The organism is Streptomyces sp. NPDC048462 (genome assembly GCF_043200175.1).
Lineage (GTDB): Bacteria > Actinomycetota > Actinomycetes > Streptomycetales > Streptomycetaceae > Streptomyces.
On the sequence record NZ_JBICXG010000018.1, the window covers coordinates 1 to 16,539 of the forward strand.

A 16,539-nucleotide genomic window follows, 5' to 3' on the forward strand; every position below is an offset into this window, starting at 1 on the left:
GGACCTCGACAATCCTCATTCTTGCTGGTCAGAGGCACTTTTCGCTTACCTGACCACCCGTCGGACAGCCCGCTTCACGAAAGCGCGACGTTAGTGGGCGCAGCATTGGCTCAGCGCCCGGAACCGACTCGCTCGTGGGTGATCCAGGCTCTGCAGCTCGTCCGCGTCTCCCTGCGACGGAGCCTCGAAGAACCGTCTCGCCAGCCCCTGCCGGCCTGGCGGTACGTGTCGAGCCGGAGCAGCCCCCCGGCACACAGCCTCTGAGCGTCCAACCACCGGGGTGACGTCGTCGAAGGCAAGCACCGAACGCGTCGCGCAGCCCGCGCAGGACGGGACAGGCCCCAGGCATGTGGCGACGTGCGACCCGCGTTTCCGCACGCTCCGGATCAGCCGATGTCACAAGACCGGGGCGTCGACTCGTCCCAGGTGCGGGAGTCCTCGATCAGGGAGTTGATGATGAACGCCGCACTGTGGATCACGTGGCGAGAGAGAGCCACGATCATCAGCGGCCTGATCCGCCTCGTTCCGGCCCCCTTCGCCGCCCCGTGCCGCTTCGGCTCGCGTACTTCAGCGGCTGACCACCGGGGCGTCGGCCGTGGCCGTGGCCGGCGTGAGGGGATGCGGGCGTGGTCGGTTCCCGCGTGAAAGATCGTCAATTCGTGCTGTTCCTAAAGAAAGATCACTGGCATGGAGACCCTTCGGTACGTGTTCCTCGTGTTCCATCTCTTCGGGTTCGCCGCGCTTCTGGGCGGCATCTTCTACCAACTGCGCGGGAAGGACCCGGTGACTGGCGGCTACATGGTGACCAGCGCGGTCGTCCAGCTGGTCACAGGTGCAGGACTCATATGGACCCGCTCGTCGCTGGACCTGCCGGTGATCGACGCGAAGATGGGGGTGAAGCTGGCCCTGGACGCCTTGGTGGCGGTGACGGCGCTGATGGGCATGCGCGACAAGAAGCCCTGGGCCTTCTACTCCGTGGGGACGTTCACGGCGGCCGCGGTCGTCGTGGCCGTCGCGTGGACGTAGGCCCCCGTCGCGCTCGGGCCTCCACCACCGCGCCCGCCGGGTGATACGTCGAAGGGGCCCCGCAGCGAACTGCGGGGCCCCTTCGGCGTGGGCGAGCCCGGCCGATGGATGCGGGTCGACGCCCGCCACCCCTCGGGGTGGGGCGTCACGCCTTGCGGGCACGCCCCAGGCGGAGGGCGGAGACGAGGAAGAAGACGCCGCCGAGGAAGGCGTAGCCGGCCAGGTTGTTCAGGGAGGCGCCGTCCTTGCCCGCCTGGGCGAAGAACGAGGCGCCGGCGAGCGTGGAGATGGCTCCGCTGGCGATCATCGCCCACTGGCCCCCGAGTTGACGCCGCATGGCGCCCACGACGAGCTGGACGATGCCCGCGGTGACGGCCCAGGCGCCCCAGACCCGCAGGACGGCGGGGATCCCGGAGGTCGCGGCGGCGGCGAGTCCGATGCCGGTGAGGGCGCTGAGCGTGATGTTGACGTACAGGCCGCGCACCGGCTGATCGTTCACCCGGGCCGACCTGATGTCGGCGATCGCACAGGCCACGTCGAACAGGGGATAGATCACCAGCAGTACGACGGTGAGCGGGCCCAGTTCGTCGGCCGTCACGAACAGCAGGGCCGCCCAGACCGCGGCGAACGCGAAGCGCAGGAAGTACAGCTTGCGCAGGGCAGCGGGAACGCTGGTGGGAGCGGTACCGACGAGGGTGTCCACGGTGCTTCCTTTCACGGAAACGAATTGGTCCCGACTGCCAAGCAGCGAGGGAGAACGTTCGGTCTCTTTCGATAGTCGGGGCTCGGCCCGTCGCTGTCAAGACCGAACGTTCTCCCTCGCGGGTGGGGGTAACCTGGCCGCATGAGTGAGGGCAAGGGCGGGGGCGGCACATCGGCGGCGCGGGCGCGGCTGCTCGACACGGCGACCAGAATCTTCTACGCGGAGGGCATCCACTCCGTCGGCGTCGACCGGATCATCGCGGAGGCGCAGGTCACCCGCGCCACGCTGTACCGGCACTTCACCGGCAAGGAGGAACTCGTCCTCGCCTATCTCGACCAGGCCGACCGGGGAATCCGGGCGGGGACCGAGAGCGCGCGGACGGGCCCGGAGTCGGCGGCCGACGCGGTCCGGGCGGTCTGCCGGTTCATCACCGGAGGCATCCAGAGCCCCGGCTTTCGCGGCTGCGCCTTCCTCAACGCGGTGGCCGAATACCCCGACCCCGCCCACCCCATCCACCGGGCCGTCCTGGCCCATCGCCAGTGGTTCCTGGACACCGTCACCGAGATGCTGGCGCAGGTCGGCGACCAGCCCGCCGACGAAGCCGGCCGGCACCTCGTCATGCTCCGCGACGGCGCCATGGCCGCCGGCTGCCTCTTCGACCCGAAGCTGATCGCCGAGACCTTCCTCCTGGGCGTCGAAGGAATCCTGCGCTCACGCGGCGCCTGAGCGGCTTCGACCGGCGTGCAACAGCGTGCGACGGCGCGCATCCGCGCACATCGGCGTCCGCGAGCCCGGCGCGTACTTCGCGCCCGTACTTCGTGGCCGTACTTCGTGGCCGTACTTCGTGGCCGTACAGCGCGAGGGCCTTGCCATCGCCTGCTGACAGGATTGGCGTCCCAACTCGCCGCCCCGGAGGACAGCATGAGCGCCGGCCTCGGCCCGCTGATCGTGACGCGCAAGAGCGGCAGCGAGCCGATACGGGCGGCCACCGGCGAGACGATGGGCGAACTCGCCGGCTTCTGGAGCTGGGCGTGCTCCGACCTGGCGAGCAACACCATGCGTGGCGTCCTCGCCGAATACCTGGTGGCCACGGCGTTGGGTGCCGCCTCCGGGACCCGCAGGGAATGGGACACGGTTGACATCCGTACGCCCGAAAAGTGGCGCATCGAGGTGAAGTCGACGGCCTACCTGCAGTCGTGGGCGCAGTCCCGGCCGTCGTCGGTCTCGTTCGACATCGCGCCGGCCACCGGCTGGGACGCCCTGACCGGTGCCGTCTCGGCCGAGGTGCTGCGCCGCTCGGACGTGTACGTCTTCTGCCTGCTGCACCACCGGGACAAGGAGACGCTCGATCCGCTCGATCTCGGCCAATGGACCTTCTACGTGCTGCCCACCCGGGTCCTGGACGAACGCTGCCGGGTCCAGAAGACCATCAGGCTGTCCAGTCTGGAGCGTCTCGGCCCGCTGACGACGGATTTCGCGGGGCTGCCGGGGGCGGTGTCGGTGTGCGTCGAAGATCCACGGCAGCCCTGGTCCCGCGGCCGCCGCGTGCCGGATGATGGGAGGAGCGGACGGACGTGAGGGGCAGCGAAGTGACAGACAGCGGATCCATCGGCGCGGAGCCGGGCCTTCGGGCGGAATCCGGTGGGCCTGAGTCCGGTGGGAGCGGGGCGCCGGCTGAGGACGGGGGGAACTCCGCGGCTCAGGCCGCGGCTCAGGACGGGACTTCGGGCGGGACTTCCGACGGGGCTTCCGGCGGGAGTGCGAGTCGCCGGCGGCGTTTTCCGGGGCGGCGGGTGGCTGCGGTGCTGCTCGTCCTCATGGTTCTCTGTCTCCCGCCCTGGTGGACGCTGTTCGCCTCCGGCGCCGACTGGCCGTTGCCGGTCTTCCTGGCGGGGACGGTGGTACTCGCCGCCTGGATGGTCTCGTTCCCCTTCCTGATGATCGCGGGCCACGGGTCCCGGCACTCGGACCGGGCCGCTCGCATCGCGGACACCAGTCTCGGGATGATCTGGGTGCTCTTCACCTGGTCGGTACTGGGCGCCCTGGTGAACCTGGTGCTGATGGGGCTCGATGTCGGCGGCACCGGCCGGGCCAGGGCCGTTTCCGTCGCCGTCGCCGCGGTCTCGGCCGGGCTGCTGGCCTGGGGCCATTACGAGGCCATGCGCGTACCCCGGGTGAAGCGGCTGGACGTCCACGTCCCCCGGCTCGGGGACGGTCTGGACGGGACGCGGGTCGTCGTGCTGGCCGATACGCACTACGGGCCGATCGACCGGGCGGGCTGGTCGGCCAAGGTCACCGAGGCGGTCAACGCCCTCGACGCGGACGTCGTGGTCCACGCCGGTGACATCGCCGACGGCACCCCCGCCCAGCGCCGGGAGCAGTCCGCGCCGCTCGGCGAGGTCCGGTCGCGGCTGGCCAAGGTCTACGTCACGGGGAACCACGAGTACGGCAGCGAGGCCCAGGGCTGGCTGGACCGCATGGCGGAACTGGGGTGGGAACCCCTGCACAACCGCCACGTCGTGGTGGAGCGCGGTGGGGACTCCCTCGTGCTGGCGGGCGTGGACGACGTGACCGCGGAGTCCTCCGGCCTGGCCGGTCACAGCGCGAACCTGCTCGGCGCGCTGGCCGGGACGGGCCCGGACCAGCCGGTCCTGCTCGTCGCCCACCAGCCCAAGTTCATCCCGCAGGCCGCTGCCGCCGGCATCGACCTGCAGATCTCCGGGCACACCCACGGCGGCCAGATCTGGCCGTTCAACTTCCTCGTCCGGATCGACCAGCCGGTGGTGAGCGGCCTGAGCCGGCACGGGGAGCGGACCCAGCTCTACACCAGCCGGGGCAGCGGATTCTGGGGGCCGCCGTTCCGGGTCTTCGCGCCGAGCGAGATCACGGTGCTGACCCTGCGGTCGGGCGGCGGACCGGCGGCCGCGTAACGAAAGGCCCTGGGCGGAACTGCCGTCGAGGACCGGGCGTCGTACGGATCATGATTGCCGACGCGCAGGAACTGGCCGACGACTGGGAGTCGATCCGGCAGGGGTACTACCTGGGGGAGCACGACGAGACCGTGCTGAGCTGTGTGGAGCGGCTCGACCGGGCGCGAGCCGCCGTGCCCCGGGACCCGGACACGACCATGTTCTTCACGCTGGGGCTGGTGCTGATGTACGGCCACGCGATCTGGGACGCGGAACCCGAGGTCGCGGACCGGGCCTCGGTGGCGCTGCTGGCCGCTGCCTCGGATGCGGAAACGGCGGGTGGCTCGTGCGGCCACGACGCCCATCCGTGCGACGACGACGATCTCGACGGCCTCCTCGAGTCCTTCGAAATGCTGCTGTCGCTGGTCGCCGGCGATTCGGAGTACCGGTGGGAGGACCTCGACGGAACGGGCGAGGACACCGGCGCGGAGGCCCGCTGGCGCTGCCCGCGCAACGTGGCGGGCCTCGCCCGGTGGGCGGGGACGGCCGTACGTGACAGGTCCCGCTCCCCCGAGGCGAGCCACTGAGAGCCGGGCCCGGAGCGGGCGCGCGGGGTCAGTGGCCGCCGGTGAGTTCGCCGCTGAGCCGCTCGTGGATCCGGGCGCTGGGCTGGTTGAGGCCGATGATCTCGACGCTCTTGCCGCGTTGGGCGTACTTGGTCTCGATCGCGTCGAGCGCCGCGACGGACGAGGCGTCCCAGATGTGGGTGGCCGTCAGGTCGATGACGACCTTGTCGGGGTCGGTGGCGTAGGCGAACCGGGTGACCAGGTCGTTGGACGAGGCGAAGAAGAGTTCGCCGGTGACCGAGTAGACGACCTGGGTGCCGTCGGGGTCGACGACGGCGGTGACGTCGGCCAGGTGGGCGACGCGTCTGGCGAAGACGACCATCGCGGTGACGGTGCCGACGACGACGCCGATGGCGAGGTTGTGGGTGGCGACCACGCAGGCCACAGTGACGGCCATGACGGCGATCTCCCCGGCGGGCATCCGCTTCAGGGTCTTCGGGGCGATGGAGTGCCAGTCGAAGGTCGCGAAGGACACCATGACCATGACGGCGACCAGCGCGGCCATGGGGATGTCGGAGACGACCGGGCCGAAGACGATGCACAGCACCATCAGGAACGAGCCCGCCAGGAACGTGGACAGGCGGGTGCGGGCGCCGGAGACCTTCACGTTGATCATCGTCTGGCCGATCATGGCGCAGCCGCCCATGCCGCCGAGGAAACCGGTGACGATGTTGGCGATGCCCTGGCCGATGGACTCGCGGGTCTTGGAGGAGTGGGTGTCGGTGATGTCGTCGACCAGCTTGGCCGTCATCAGCGATTCCATCAGGCCGACCAGCGCCATCGCGAGCGCGTAGGGGGCGACGGTGGTCAGCGTGTCCAGGGTGAAGGGCACATCGGGCAGGCCCGGTACGGGCAGCGCGGACGGCAGCTCCCCCTTGTCGCCCACGGTCGGCACCGCGATGCCCGCGGCGACCGTGATCACGGTGAGGATGACGATGGACACGAGCGGGGCCGGGACCACCCTGGTGACCTTCGGGAAGAACACCATCAGGGCCAGTCCGCCGGCGATCAGCGGGTAGACGGGCCAGGGCACGTCGTGCATCTCCGGGACCTGGGCCATGAAGATGAGGACGGCCAGGGAGTTGACGAAGCCGACCATCACGCTGCGGGGCACGAACCGCATCAGCTTCGCGATGCCCAGCGCCCCGAGGATGATCTGGAAGACGCCGGCCAGGATCACCGCCGCCACCAGGTAGCCCAGCCCGTGTTCGCGGTTGAGCGGGGCGATGACGAGGGCGACGGCGCCGGTCGCGGCGGAGATCATCGCGCGGCGCCCGCCGACGACCGAGATGGTCACGGCCATGGTGAACGACGCGAAGAGGCCGATCGCGGGGTCGACCCCGGCGATGACCGAGAACGAGATCGCCTCCGGGATCAGCGCGAGCGCGACCACCAGTCCGGCAAGCACCTCGGTGCGCCAGACCTTCGGGTCGGACAGCCAGTCGGGACGCAGACCGCGCAGCCGCGCGGCCGGGGACAGTGCGGAGGAAGTCAAGGGAAGCGGAACCTGTCGTGCTCGGGCCCACCCGGCGTCACCAAGGGGCGTGCGGAACGGTACGGACGGCCGGGGCGGCAGTCCGCGAAGCCCGCGACCGGCGGACTGGGGCCGGAGAGGGGCTGGGGTCGATCGGGCTGGGGACCAGGGGCTGCGGTGGTACCGGGCCGCTCCGGGGGCGCCATCGGTCCCGGTACGGCTTTTGGTGACCGGTGGACCCGTCCCGCACCATGAACACGCAACGGTGGTGGTTCAACCCTGACAGCCGCTCACTCTACTCTAACGTTACGGTAGAGATGGGCGCAGGCCGCACCCGGCCCCGACGACAGACGAGGAAGGCGCCCGCGTGAGCAGCGAGCACATGCAGATCGGCGAGGTCGCCGCGCGGACCGAGCTGTCGCTGCGCACCATCCGGCACTACGAGGAGACCGGCCTGGTCATCCCCTCGGCCCGCTCCCGGGGCGGCTTCCGCCTCTACACGGAGACCGACGTGGCCCGTCTGATGGTGATCCGGCGCATGAAGCCGCTCGGATTCACCCTCGACCAGATGCGGGACCTCCTCGACGCCACCGATCACCTGGACGCGACCCCGGCCCCGGCGGGCGCCGAGCGCGAGGAACTCCTGGACCGGGTACGTCACTTCGAGCAGGCCGCCGCCGAGCGCGTCGCCGACCTGCGCAAGCAGCTGGGGCGGGCCGAGGAGTTCGCCGGCACCCTGCGCGAGCGGCTGGGCGAGGACGCAGCCACCCGCCCCTGAAGCGCGGCGGGCGGGCGACCCTGCCCGGCCGCACCGGGCAAGCGGCCTCCCCCGCCGCACCGGGGCAAGCGGCCCCCGCCGCACCGGGGCAAGCGGCCCCCGTCGCGCCGGGCGGGCGGCCTCCCTTCGTGCCGGGCGCGGGACCCCGCCCCTGGCCGGACCGGCTCACCGAACGGACGAACCAGGTCGGCTGCGTGGTGGGGTCGTCCCTCGGCCTGGTCCTCGTGGCGATCGCGGCCGTGCTCATCTTCGGGTGACGGGACCGGCCGTGGCGGGGCTCGGAGCGGGACCGCAGTACCGCATCCGGAGTTCACGATTCCTTCACGTCTGCCACATATCAGCGCTACCGTTCCTCTGGTGTGCGGCGAGTTGCGCTGCGTAACGAATCACCATGTGGCCGCCGCCAGGGCACGTCCCCGACGCGGTGGCGCGTTTTCTGGGGGGCGGGAACCGTATGCGGGAGCTGAGCAAGGGCGCCAATGTCGGCCTGGCGGAGCTGAGTGACGATGCCGGGTCGGTCATCGCGAGTCTGAGCTGGAGCAGCAACGCGGGGGACGGCGACGCCGATGTCTCCGTGCTGCTGCTGGACGCCAACGGAAAGGTCCGCAGCGACGCCGACTTCTTCTACTACAACAACCCGGCAGCGGACGACGGCAGCGTGCACCTGCTGGGCAAGACTCCGACGGACAGCGGGAGCGAGGACCGCATCAGCCTCGACCTGACCGCCGTCCCCGCCGATGTGGAACGTCTCGTGGTCGCCGCCAGCCGGTACGGCGGCTCCCGGTTCGGCGAACTCGACGATCTGCGGATGACGGTCGCCGACCGCACCGGGGAAGTGCTGCTGGGCTTCTCGATCGGCGACGCCGGGGTGGAGAGCGCCTTCATCTTCGGTGAGCTCTACCGGCGCGGCACGGAGTGGAAGTACCGGGCCATCGGCCAGGGATACGAGACCGGACTGGCGGGCCTGGCCACGGACTTCGGTATCGATGTCGACGACGAGGGCGAGCACGAGGAGGAGAACGGGGAGCCGGGCCGCGCCGACGGCGGGACCGCGAACGTGCCGGGGCTCATGGACCGGCCCTCGTCCCCGGCCGACGAGCCCCTCGCGCCGGCCTCCGCCCCGCATGCCGTCCCGCCGCCCCGCATGCCGGCCGGCGAGGCCGCGGCCGTCGCTGACAGGGGTGCGGACCCGGCGGCCGCGCCGCCCAAGCGCACCCGCGGCCCCAGGACCGCGAAGAAGAAGGTGACGCTTCCGGCCGTGGCGAAGAAGACGCTGGCCGAGAACGACACCTGGAGGTCGGCGCGGCTGTTTCCCGCACCGTCGCTCAAGAGCGACAAGGAGCGGGAGGTGCGGGCCACCTCCGTACTGCTGTCGGTGATGGCGCAGGTGCCGGAGTTCGGGCGCAGGCTCACAGCGGCGTTCGGCGCACCGGCCGGTCGCATGGAGACGTTCACGGAGGTCTCGCTCCCGCACGGGGACACCCCCAAGCGCCCGGACGGGGTGATCCGGGTGGAACGGGCCGGCAAGCTGTGGACCGCCCTCGTCGAGACGAAGACGAACGGGAACGGACTGAAGTCGGAGCAGGTCCAGAACTACATGGACATCGCCGCCCGGCGCGGTTACGAGGCCGCCATCACGCTGTCCAACGACGTGGCCCTGGAGGGCAGTCCACTCGTCGACGTCAAGACCGACGGGCGGCGCAAGCACAAGGTCGCGCTCTGGCACCTGTCCTGGGCCGAGGTGGCCCATCAGGCGCACATGCTGATCCGGCACGAGGGTGTCGGAAACGCCGCGCACGCCTGGCTCCTTCAGGAGCTCCTGCACTACCTCCAGCACGAGAACTCGGGCTGCCACGGCTTCCAGAACATGGGCGCGTCGTGGGTGCCCGTACGCAACGGCATCGACACGGAGACGCTCGGCCAGGACGATCCACGCGCCGTCGAGGTCGTCGAGAGCTGGGAACGGCTCATCCGCCAGGTATGCCTGCGGCTCGGCGGACAACTGGGCCAGAAGGCTCTCCCCGTGCAACGCGCCCCGCGCGGCACCACCCCGCAGTCCCGGCGGGCGGCGCTCGCCGCACAGCTCTGCGAGGAGGGGCGGCTCACCGCAGGCCTGCGCGTCGACGGTTCGCCCGGCGTCATCACGATCACCGCGGATCTCCGGACCGGGAAACTGCGCACCTCGGTGGAGATCCCGGTGCCGGAGGGCGCGTACCCCCTCACCTCGGCCAAGCGGCTGATGCGTCAGCTGGCCGAGGCACCCGCCGATCTCCACGTCGAGACGCTCGTCGAGGGGCACAGCGGCCCGCGCGGGACCCTGGAGCGCCTGCGGCCCGAGCCGGGCGACATGCTCCCCAAGGACGGCAGCCGGATCGCGGGCTTCCGGCTCTCCCTCTTCAAGGGCATGGGCGGCTCACGAGGCAGCGCCGAATCCGGCTTCATCCGCAGCGTCGACGACGCGGTGGACCGCTTCCACGCACACGTCATCGCGCATCTTCCGCAGGCCGAGCGCCGCACCGGGCGCCGGTCCCCGGAACAGATCTCCGCACCGGCCGCACCTGCCGCACCGCCTGCGGCATCGGATGCGCCGGTGCCCGTCTGAACACGCGACGTGCCCGCGCGGGGGCCGTCCGGGGGATTCCCGGACGGCCCCCGGGTGGGCTGTTCCGGGAGCTTTTCGGGTTTCCGCGAGAAATCTGCGGCGCGGTGTCGAGGACCGTCCGGCGGTTCCGACGTCCCCTGTGAAAGCCGCCCACGAGGGGCGGCGGGGACACAGGGAGCGCAACGATGAAGTACATGGTGATGGTGCGGGGCTCGCAGGCCGGCTACGAGGCGATGCGCGGCAACGCGAGCGCCGGTGTTCCGGCCTGGAGCGAGAAGGACGTGCAGGCCATGTTCGCGTTCATGGGCGCGGTCAACGACGATCTCGCCGAGAGCGGTGAGCTCGTCGACGCCAACGGGCTGACCGAACCGGCCAGGGCCCGGTTCGTCCGGGCGGGCGAGAACGGCCGTCCGGTGATCACCGACGGTCCGTACGGGGAGACGAAGGAGCTGCTCGCCGGGTACTGGATCCTCGACTGCGAGAGCCTGGAACGGGTCACCGAGATCGCCGCGCGCGTCGCGCGGTGTCCGGCGCCCACCGGAACCCCCGACAGCGCGGTGGTCATCCGGCCCGTGGACGACCTCGGAGGCGATGTGTGAGACGTACGAGCGAGGTCGAGGACCTGCTGCGGCTGCACGCCCCGCAGGTCCTCGGCGCGCTGGTACGCCGGTACGGGCATTTCGACCCGGCCGAGGACGCGGTGCAGGAGGCGCTGCTCGCCGCCGCCCGGCAGTGGCCGGAGCAGGGGGTGCCGGACAATCCGCGCGGCTGGCTGATCAGGGTGGCCTCGCGGCGGCTCGTGGACCGGCTGCGCAGCGACGAGGCGCGGCGGGCGCGTGAGGAGACGGCTGCGGCGCTCACGCCCAGGGACGCGTTCACCGCGCCGCCGCCCGACGAGCCCGCGGCGGGCGGGGGCCGGGCGCCGTCCGAGGACGACACCCTCACCCTGCTGTTCCTGTGCTGCCATCCGGAGCTGGCCCCGGCCGCGCAGATCGCGCTGACGCTGCGGGCGGTCGGCGGACTGACCACCGCCGAGATCGCCCGGGCGCATCTGGTGCCGGAGGCGACGATGGCTCAGAGGATCAGCCGGGCGAAGCGGAGAATCCGGGGTGCGGCCTTCGTCCAGCCGGGTCCGGCGGACCGCGACGGGCGGCTGGGTGCCGTGCTCCAGGTGCTCTACCTGATCTTCAACGAGGGGTACACGGCGACCTCCGGCCGCGCCCTGCACCGCGCCGAACTGGCCCGGGAGGCGATCCGGCTGACCCGTTCGGTGCGCCGGCTGCTGCCCCGGGACGGTGCGGTGACCGGGCTCCTGGCACTGATGCTGCTGACCGACGCCCGCAGCGCCGCGCGCACCGGGCCGGACGGCGAGCTGGTCCCGCTCGACGAGCAGGACCGCACCCGCTGGGACCGGGCGGCCGTCACCGAGGGCACCGCCCTCGTCGAGGAGGCGCTGCACGAGGGCCCGGCCGGGCCGTACCAGGTGCAGGCGGCCATCGCGGCACTGCACGACGAGGCGCCTCGTACCGAGGACACCGACTGGCCGCAGATCCTCGCGCTGTACGACGTCCTGGTGCGCCTCGCCCCCGAACCGATGGCCGAACTGGGCCGGGCCGTCGCCGTCGCGATGGTGCACGGCCCTGCGGCCGGACTGGCCGAGGCCGACGCGCTCGCGGACCGGCTCGCGGGCAACCACCGGCTCGACGCGGTCCGCGCCCACCTGCTGGAGCGGGCCGGCGACCCGGCCGGGGCCCGCGCCGCCTACCTGGCGGCGGCCGCCGCGACGCTGAGCCTCCCCGAGGCCCGCTACCTGCGCGGACGCGCGGACCGGCTCGGCGGCTGAGGGACTCGTCCCCCGTCCGCTCCCGCGCCGATGTCACACTCCTGCCCCCGGCAGCGCTCTCAGGGTGTAACCGCGACAGGAGGCACCTGATGTCCGACCCCGCCCCCGGCCCCCGGCCCGGAACCGACCCGGGCCCCGGTCCCGACGATGCCACCGAGGTGTTCGTCGACCACCGCGAGCTGCTGTTCTCACTCGTCTACAACATGCTCGGCAGCGTCACCGACACCGAGGACGTGCTCCAGGAGACCTGGCTCTCCTGGACCGCCCGCCACCAGGCGTCCGACGCCGGACCGATCGAGAGCCCGCGCGCCTACCTCGTACGGATCGCCGTGAACAAGGCCCTCTCGCGCCAGGCCGCCATCAGCCGCCGCCGCGAGACGTACGTCGGTACGTGGCTGCCCGAACCGCTCGTCTCGGACGCCGACGCGCCGCCGCCCCCGGACGACGAGACCGCCGGCCGGGCGGAGCGGGCCGAGTCCGTGTCGATGGCGATGCTCGTCGTCCTTGAGACACTGAGCCCGCTGGAGCGCGCCGTCTTCATCCTCCACGAGGTGTTCGGCTACGCGCACACCGAGACGGCCGGGATCCTGGGCCGCAGCCCCGCCGCCGTACGGCAGCTGGCCCACCGCGCCCGCGACCACGTCCAGGCCCGCCGGCCGCGCCACCGCCCCGATCCGCTGCTGCACCGGCGGGTCACCGAACGCTTCCTGGACGCGGTGTTCGGCGGCGACCTGGCCGCGCTGATGAGGCTGCTCGCCCCCGACGTCACGCTCTGGGCCGACGGCGGCGGGAAGTCCCCGGCGGCCGGGCCGCTCCCGGTGCACGGCAGCGACAACGTCGCCCGGCTGCTGATCTCCCGCGCCTCGCACCGCGAGGGCCTGGAGATCGCCTACCGGCAGGTCAACGGCGACCCTGCGGCGGTGCTGTTCAGCGGCGACACCCCGTTCGCCGTGATGGTCCTCGACCTGGCACCGGACGGTGAACGGATCAGCGACATCTACAACGTCGCCAACCCCGACAAGCTGCCGCCCGCCGCCCACGGCTGAGCACCCCGACAACGAAAGACGGGAGAAGCACCATGCTGTTCGTCCTCTACGCCGTGGTCACCGCGCTGACCGCCGCCATCAACCTCATGTCCGCGATATTCGACTTCCGCCGCTACGAGCCGATCCTCGTCAACATGGAGAAGGCGGGAGTGCCCGCCTCCTCGCTGTTCGGGCTGGGTGTGCTCAAGGCGGCGGGGGCCGCCGGGCTGCTCGTCGGCTTCGGCGTCCCGCTGATCGGCACGGCCGCCGCCGTGGGGCTCGCGCTGTTCTTCATCGGGGCCATCGCCGTCCATCTGCGCGCCCGCGACCACGGGTACTGGCTGCCCGCCGCCTTCCTGCTACTGGCCGTCGCCTCCCTCGTCCTGGGGGTGGCCCACCACGGCGCCTGGTGACGAGAACAACGGAAAGTGGCGGCAAACGGCTGCAATCGGCAACGAACCGCTCCGCCCACGGTGATGGTGCTGGCCGTCACACCCCGCTCTCGCGATGATCGGGCCATGACCAAGAGCGACAACGGACGAGACATCACCCTCCGGATCGCCCAGCAGCCGGAGGCGGACGAGTTCCTCGCGCGCAGTCCGCTCGCGGCCCTGGTGGGCATGCTGCTGGACCAGCAGGTGCCGATGGAGTGGGCCTTCTCGGGCCCGTACGCCCTGGCGCAGCGGATGGGCGGGGACGATCTGGACGCCCATGAGATCGCCACCTACGACCCCGAGGCGTTCGCCGAGCTGTTCACCGCGAAGCCGGCGCTGCACCGCTATCCGGGCTCCATGGCCAAGCGGGTGCAGCAGCTGTGCCAGTACCTGGTGGCGCAGTACGACGGTGTGGCGAGCGCGGTGTGGAGCGATGCCGCCACCGGGGCCGAGCTGCGCAAGCGGCTGAACGCGCTGCCCGGGTACGGCACCCAGAAGTCGCAGATCTTCCTGGCGCTGCTGGGCAAGCAGTTCGGCGTCCGGCCGCCGGGCTGGCGCGAGGCGGCCGGACCGTACGGGGAGGACGGCTCGCACCGCTCGGTCGCCGACATCACCGGCCCCGATTCGCTCGCCGAGGTCCGGGCGTACAAGCAGGAGACCAAGCAGGCGGCCAAGGCGGCGAAGGCCGCCGCCAAGGCGAAATAGGCGTACCCGTCCGACGCACGAAATCCCGCCATAGCCTCTTATATGCCTTGTGCCCGGTGATGCAGTCCAGCTCCATGGCTGCGCCCGGAGGCCCTTGGCCGGTAGGCTTTCCGTGTGATCTTCAAGCGCATCGGAAATGGGCAGCCTTATCCAGACCACGGCCGGGAAAGCACCCGGCAGTGGGCGGATGTCGCGCCGCGCCCGGTCCGCCTCGACCAGCTCGTGACCACGAAGGGCCAGCTGGATCTGGAGACCCTCCTCGCCGAGGACTCCACCTTCTACGGCGACCTGTTCGCGCACGTCGTGAAATGGCAGGGCGACCTCTACCTGGAGGACGGACTGCACCGCGCGGTCCGGGCCGCGCTCCAGCAGCGCCAGGTACTGCACGCCCGCGTGCTCGAACTCGGCTGAGGCACCACACCGTCGCACCGGCCCGTTGCGGGCCCGCCCGCCCGGAAGACTGTTCGAGGTTCGTTCGGGCTTCGTTCGAAACTCGTCCGGGGTCCGTTCGGGGTTCGTTCGGGTGCTTTCCCACTCGGACGGGTGCGATCCATTGATCATTTAGTAGGCATCATCACCGGGTCGCACTACGCTGCGCCCATGAGCATGCTCACTCCCCCAGGCATGGGCGGAAAGTACCGCATCACGGGTGACAAGTACCCGCGCATGCGGCGCCCCCGCCGCCGCAGCAAACTGGTCCTCGCGACCGCCGCCTCCGTGGTCGCCCTGGCGGTGGCCGGATGGGGCACGCTGCAGCTCATCGATGTCTTCACGGGCGGCGACAAGACGGCCAGCGCGGCCGACCGCAAGGCGGACTGCCCGTCCGCCAAGCCGTCCGCGCCCGCCGTGGCGCTGCCGAAGCCCGGGAAGATCAAGGTGAACGTCTACAACGCGACCCCGCGCGGCGGGCTCGCGAAGTCGGCGGCCGATGAGCTGAAGAAGCGCGGGTTCGCGATCGGCAAGGTCGGCAACGCCACCGCCGCGTACGACAAGAAGGTCGCCGGGACCGGCATACTGCTGGGCGCTCCGACCGCGGTCAACGGCACCTTCCCGGTGCTCGGCACACAGCTGCCGGGTGCCGCGACGAAGACCGACGCCCGCAGGACCGCGGACGTCGATCTGATCATCGGCACGAAGTTCAAGGCGTTCAGCACGCCGCAGGCGGCCTCCACCGCCCTGACCGCCCTGCTCAAGCCCTCCCCCGCGCCGTCCTCCTGCTGAGCAGGACGAGGACCGCGCGGGGCGGGCGCTCCGCCTAGTCGACGGTGCCGTACATCCGGTCACCCGCGTCGCCCAGGCCCGGCACGATGTAGCCGTTCTCGTTGAGGCGCTCGTCGACCGAGGCGGTGACCACGGTGACCGGCGTACCCGCCAGCTCGCGCTCCATCACCTCGACGCCCTCGGGCGCGGCGAGCAGGACGACGGCGGTGACGTCGTCCGCGCCGCGCTTGATCAGCTCCTGGATGGCCGCGACCAGGGTGCCGCCGGTGGCCAGCATCGGGTCCAGGACGTACACCTGGCGGCCCGAGAGGTCCTCCGGCATCCGGGACGCGTACGTGGACGCCTGCAGCGTCTCCTCGTCACGGATCATGCCCAGGAAGCCCACCTCGGCGGTCGGCAGCAGCCGCACCATGCCCTCGAGCATGCCGAGGCCGGCCCGCAGGATCGGCACGACCAGCGGCCGGGGGTACGAGAGCTTCACACCGGTGGTGGGTGTCACCGGGGTCTCGATGTCGACCTGCTCGGTGCGCACATCGCGGGTCGCCTCGTACGCGAGCAGGGTGACCAGCTCGTCGGCGAGGCGCCGGAAGGTCGGGGAGTCGGTGCGCTTGTCGCGCAGGGTGGTGAGTTTGTGCGCGACCAGCGGGTGGTCGACGACGTGGATCCGCATGGGACCCACAGTAGCCGCGCCTCCCGCACCCGTGCGCTGGCATCAACCACACGTTCGGGGGGAAGGTGGGGGCATAGGGACCCAGCCTTGGGGTGATGAGCCGATGCCGGACGGGGCACAGCGGAAACGGGACGGGGCGGACCCGCCCGACCTCAGGGATGCGCGGAAACCGCAGGACGTACGGAACCCACAGGACGTACGGGGCACGCCCGGCACGCCGGACACCGACGCGCGGGAGAGCGACGCGCAGCGTCGCAGGCGGCGCGCCCAGTTCCTCCGCGAGCTTCACGAGGCCAAGGCGCTGCGCGACCGGGTCCAGCCGCGGCGGGTCAAGGCCGCCCGAATGCGCCAGGCCATGCGGATGAGGACGTTTCGCTGGTAGCCGTCCGGCCTGCGGAAGAACCCCCTGGTGGCCGCCCCGGACAGAACTGATGGCCGACGCAACGTCCGAACTGCTCTCGCGAAGCCCTCGTTTCTGCCACGATTCCGATGGGCGGGACACAGGACAGCCGGACCACCGACT

At 71.4% G+C, this 16,539-nt stretch carries 19 protein-coding genes; 16 read left to right on the forward strand and 3 right to left on the reverse strand.

All coding sequences use genetic code 11. The features are described from left to right. The first annotated feature begins 687 nt into the window (after positions 1 to 687). Positions 688 to 1,026, forward strand: a complete 339-nt coding sequence (locus ACGFU6_RS26500; RefSeq protein WP_393614425.1) for a hypothetical protein — start codon at positions 688 to 690, stop codon at positions 1,024 to 1,026. A 145-nt stretch (positions 1,027 to 1,171) separates the two neighbouring features. Here ACGFU6_RS26500 and ACGFU6_RS26505 read toward each other — a convergent pair whose 3' ends face one another. Continuing rightward, positions 1,172 to 1,729 carry a hypothetical protein gene (locus ACGFU6_RS26505; protein WP_393614426.1) on the reverse strand — a complete coding sequence of 186 codons (558 nt, stop codon included), beginning with the start codon at positions 1,727 to 1,729 and terminating at the stop codon, positions 1,172 to 1,174. Positions 1,730 to 1,870: 141 nt separating this feature from the next. Here ACGFU6_RS26505 and ACGFU6_RS26510 point away from each other — a divergent pair, with 141 nt between their 5' ends. The 4 genes from ACGFU6_RS26510 (at position 1,871) to ACGFU6_RS26525 (ending at position 5,225) form a co-directional block, all read left to right on the forward strand. After that, complete coding sequence (locus ACGFU6_RS26510) at positions 1,871 to 2,455, forward strand: TetR/AcrR family transcriptional regulator (protein ID WP_393614428.1); 585 nt, start codon at positions 1,871 to 1,873, stop codon at positions 2,453 to 2,455. Between the two features lie 195 nt (positions 2,456 to 2,650). Further along, the gene (locus ACGFU6_RS26515; RefSeq protein ID WP_393614429.1) at positions 2,651 to 3,307 is read left to right on the forward strand and encodes a hypothetical protein; all 657 of its coding nucleotides are present in this window, start codon (positions 2,651 to 2,653) and stop codon (positions 3,305 to 3,307) included. A 239-nt stretch (positions 3,308 to 3,546) separates the two neighbouring features. After that, positions 3,547 to 4,659 (forward strand): metallophosphoesterase, encoded by a 1,113-nt coding sequence (locus ACGFU6_RS26520; RefSeq protein ID WP_393614431.1) that lies wholly within the window; start codon positions 3,547 to 3,549, stop codon positions 4,657 to 4,659. 50 nt (positions 4,660 to 4,709) lie between these two features. Further along, positions 4,710 to 5,225, forward strand: a complete 516-nt coding sequence (locus ACGFU6_RS26525; protein WP_393614432.1) for a hypothetical protein — start codon at positions 4,710 to 4,712, stop codon at positions 5,223 to 5,225. A gap of 28 nt (positions 5,226 to 5,253) precedes the next feature. Here the strand turns inward: ACGFU6_RS26525 and ACGFU6_RS26530 are convergent, their stop codons facing one another. Then, positions 5,254 to 6,759: a SulP family inorganic anion transporter gene (locus ACGFU6_RS26530; protein WP_393614433.1), complete on the reverse strand. Its 1,506-nt coding sequence runs from the start codon at positions 6,757 to 6,759 to the stop codon at positions 5,254 to 5,256. A gap of 346 nt (positions 6,760 to 7,105) precedes the next feature. Between ACGFU6_RS26530 and ACGFU6_RS26535 the strand changes: the two genes are divergently transcribed. From ACGFU6_RS26535 to ACGFU6_RS26580, 10 genes are all read left to right on the forward strand, one after another. Beyond that, positions 7,106 to 7,516 (forward strand): MerR family transcriptional regulator, encoded by a 411-nt coding sequence (locus ACGFU6_RS26535; RefSeq protein WP_393614435.1) that lies wholly within the window; start codon positions 7,106 to 7,108, stop codon positions 7,514 to 7,516. A 128-nt stretch (positions 7,517 to 7,644) separates the two neighbouring features. Next, a complete protein-coding gene (locus ACGFU6_RS26540; RefSeq protein WP_393614437.1) occupies positions 7,645 to 7,773 on the forward strand; it encodes a hypothetical protein in 129 nt (42 codons plus the stop codon). Between the two features lie 197 nt (positions 7,774 to 7,970). Further along, positions 7,971 to 10,118 (forward strand): TerD family protein, encoded by a 2,148-nt coding sequence (locus ACGFU6_RS26545; RefSeq protein ID WP_393614439.1) that lies wholly within the window; start codon positions 7,971 to 7,973, stop codon positions 10,116 to 10,118. Positions 10,119 to 10,303: 185 nt separating this feature from the next. Continuing rightward, complete coding sequence (locus tag ACGFU6_RS26550) at positions 10,304 to 10,717, forward strand: YciI family protein (RefSeq protein WP_393614440.1); 414 nt, start codon at positions 10,304 to 10,306, stop codon at positions 10,715 to 10,717. After that, positions 10,714 to 11,961 (forward strand): RNA polymerase sigma factor, encoded by a 1,248-nt coding sequence (locus ACGFU6_RS26555; protein WP_393614441.1) that lies wholly within the window; start codon positions 10,714 to 10,716, stop codon positions 11,959 to 11,961. The genes ACGFU6_RS26550 and ACGFU6_RS26555 overlap by 4 nt, the downstream gene beginning before the upstream one ends. Positions 11,962 to 12,050: 89 nt before the next feature. Continuing rightward, entirely contained in the window at positions 12,051 to 13,007 is a 957-nt protein-coding gene (gene sigJ, locus ACGFU6_RS26560) for an RNA polymerase sigma factor SigJ (protein ID WP_393614442.1), read from the forward strand. A gap of 32 nt (positions 13,008 to 13,039) precedes the next feature. Continuing rightward, complete coding sequence (locus ACGFU6_RS26565) at positions 13,040 to 13,399, forward strand: DoxX family protein (protein ID WP_393614444.1); 360 nt, start codon at positions 13,040 to 13,042, stop codon at positions 13,397 to 13,399. Positions 13,400 to 13,504: 105 nt separating this feature from the next. Then, positions 13,505 to 14,125 (forward strand): HhH-GPD-type base excision DNA repair protein, encoded by a 621-nt coding sequence (locus tag ACGFU6_RS26570; protein WP_393614446.1) that lies wholly within the window; start codon positions 13,505 to 13,507, stop codon positions 14,123 to 14,125. Between the two features lie 114 nt (positions 14,126 to 14,239). After that, positions 14,240 to 14,536 carry a type II toxin-antitoxin system VapB family antitoxin gene (locus ACGFU6_RS26575; protein WP_073736427.1) on the forward strand — a complete coding sequence of 99 codons (297 nt, stop codon included), beginning with the start codon at positions 14,240 to 14,242 and terminating at the stop codon, positions 14,534 to 14,536. A 213-nt stretch (positions 14,537 to 14,749) separates the two neighbouring features. Next, entirely contained in the window at positions 14,750 to 15,346 is a 597-nt protein-coding gene (locus ACGFU6_RS26580) for a LytR C-terminal domain-containing protein (RefSeq protein ID WP_393614575.1), read from the forward strand. 34 nt (positions 15,347 to 15,380) lie between these two features. Here ACGFU6_RS26580 and upp read toward each other — a convergent pair whose 3' ends face one another. Beyond that, a complete protein-coding gene (gene upp / locus ACGFU6_RS26585; RefSeq protein ID WP_393614447.1) occupies positions 15,381 to 16,016 on the reverse strand; it encodes a uracil phosphoribosyltransferase in 636 nt (211 codons plus the stop codon). A gap of 103 nt (positions 16,017 to 16,119) precedes the next feature. On the opposite strand from upp, the gene ACGFU6_RS26590 reads away from it, so the two are divergent. Then, entirely contained in the window at positions 16,120 to 16,398 is a 279-nt protein-coding gene (locus ACGFU6_RS26590; protein WP_393614449.1) for a hypothetical protein, read from the forward strand. Positions 16,399 to 16,539 lie beyond the last annotated feature (141 nt).

Excerpts from the sequence above, each read along its gene's own strand:
- ACGFU6_RS26500 (WP_393614425.1), top strand. The coding sequence starts at position 688 with ATGGAGACCCTTCGGTACGTGTTCCTCGTGTTCCATCTCTTCGGGTTC.
- ACGFU6_RS26510 (WP_393614428.1), top strand. The coding sequence starts at position 1,871 with ATGAGTGAGGGCAAGGGCGGGGGCGGCACATCGGCGGCGCGGGCGCGG.
- ACGFU6_RS26515 (WP_393614429.1), top strand. The coding sequence starts at position 2,651 with ATGAGCGCCGGCCTCGGCCCGCTGATCGTGACGCGCAAGAGCGGCAGC.
- ACGFU6_RS26520 (WP_393614431.1), top strand. The coding sequence starts at position 3,547 with ATGGTTCTCTGTCTCCCGCCCTGGTGGACGCTGTTCGCCTCCGGCGCC.
- ACGFU6_RS26525 (WP_393614432.1), top strand. The coding sequence starts at position 4,710 with ATGATTGCCGACGCGCAGGAACTGGCCGACGACTGGGAGTCGATCCGG.
- ACGFU6_RS26545 (WP_393614439.1), top strand. The coding sequence starts at position 7,971 with ATGCGGGAGCTGAGCAAGGGCGCCAATGTCGGCCTGGCGGAGCTGAGT.
- ACGFU6_RS26550 (WP_393614440.1), top strand. The coding sequence starts at position 10,304 with ATGAAGTACATGGTGATGGTGCGGGGCTCGCAGGCCGGCTACGAGGCG.
- sigJ (WP_393614442.1), top strand. The coding sequence starts at position 12,051 with ATGTCCGACCCCGCCCCCGGCCCCCGGCCCGGAACCGACCCGGGCCCC.
- ACGFU6_RS26565 (WP_393614444.1), top strand. The coding sequence starts at position 13,040 with ATGCTGTTCGTCCTCTACGCCGTGGTCACCGCGCTGACCGCCGCCATC.
- ACGFU6_RS26570 (WP_393614446.1), top strand. The coding sequence starts at position 13,505 with ATGACCAAGAGCGACAACGGACGAGACATCACCCTCCGGATCGCCCAG.
- ACGFU6_RS26580 (WP_393614575.1), top strand. The coding sequence starts at position 14,750 with ATGGGCGGAAAGTACCGCATCACGGGTGACAAGTACCCGCGCATGCGG.
- upp (WP_393614447.1), bottom strand. The coding sequence starts at position 16,016 with ATGCGGATCCACGTCGTCGACCACCCGCTGGTCGCGCACAAACTCACC.
- ACGFU6_RS26590 (WP_393614449.1), top strand. The coding sequence starts at position 16,120 with ATGCCGGACGGGGCACAGCGGAAACGGGACGGGGCGGACCCGCCCGAC.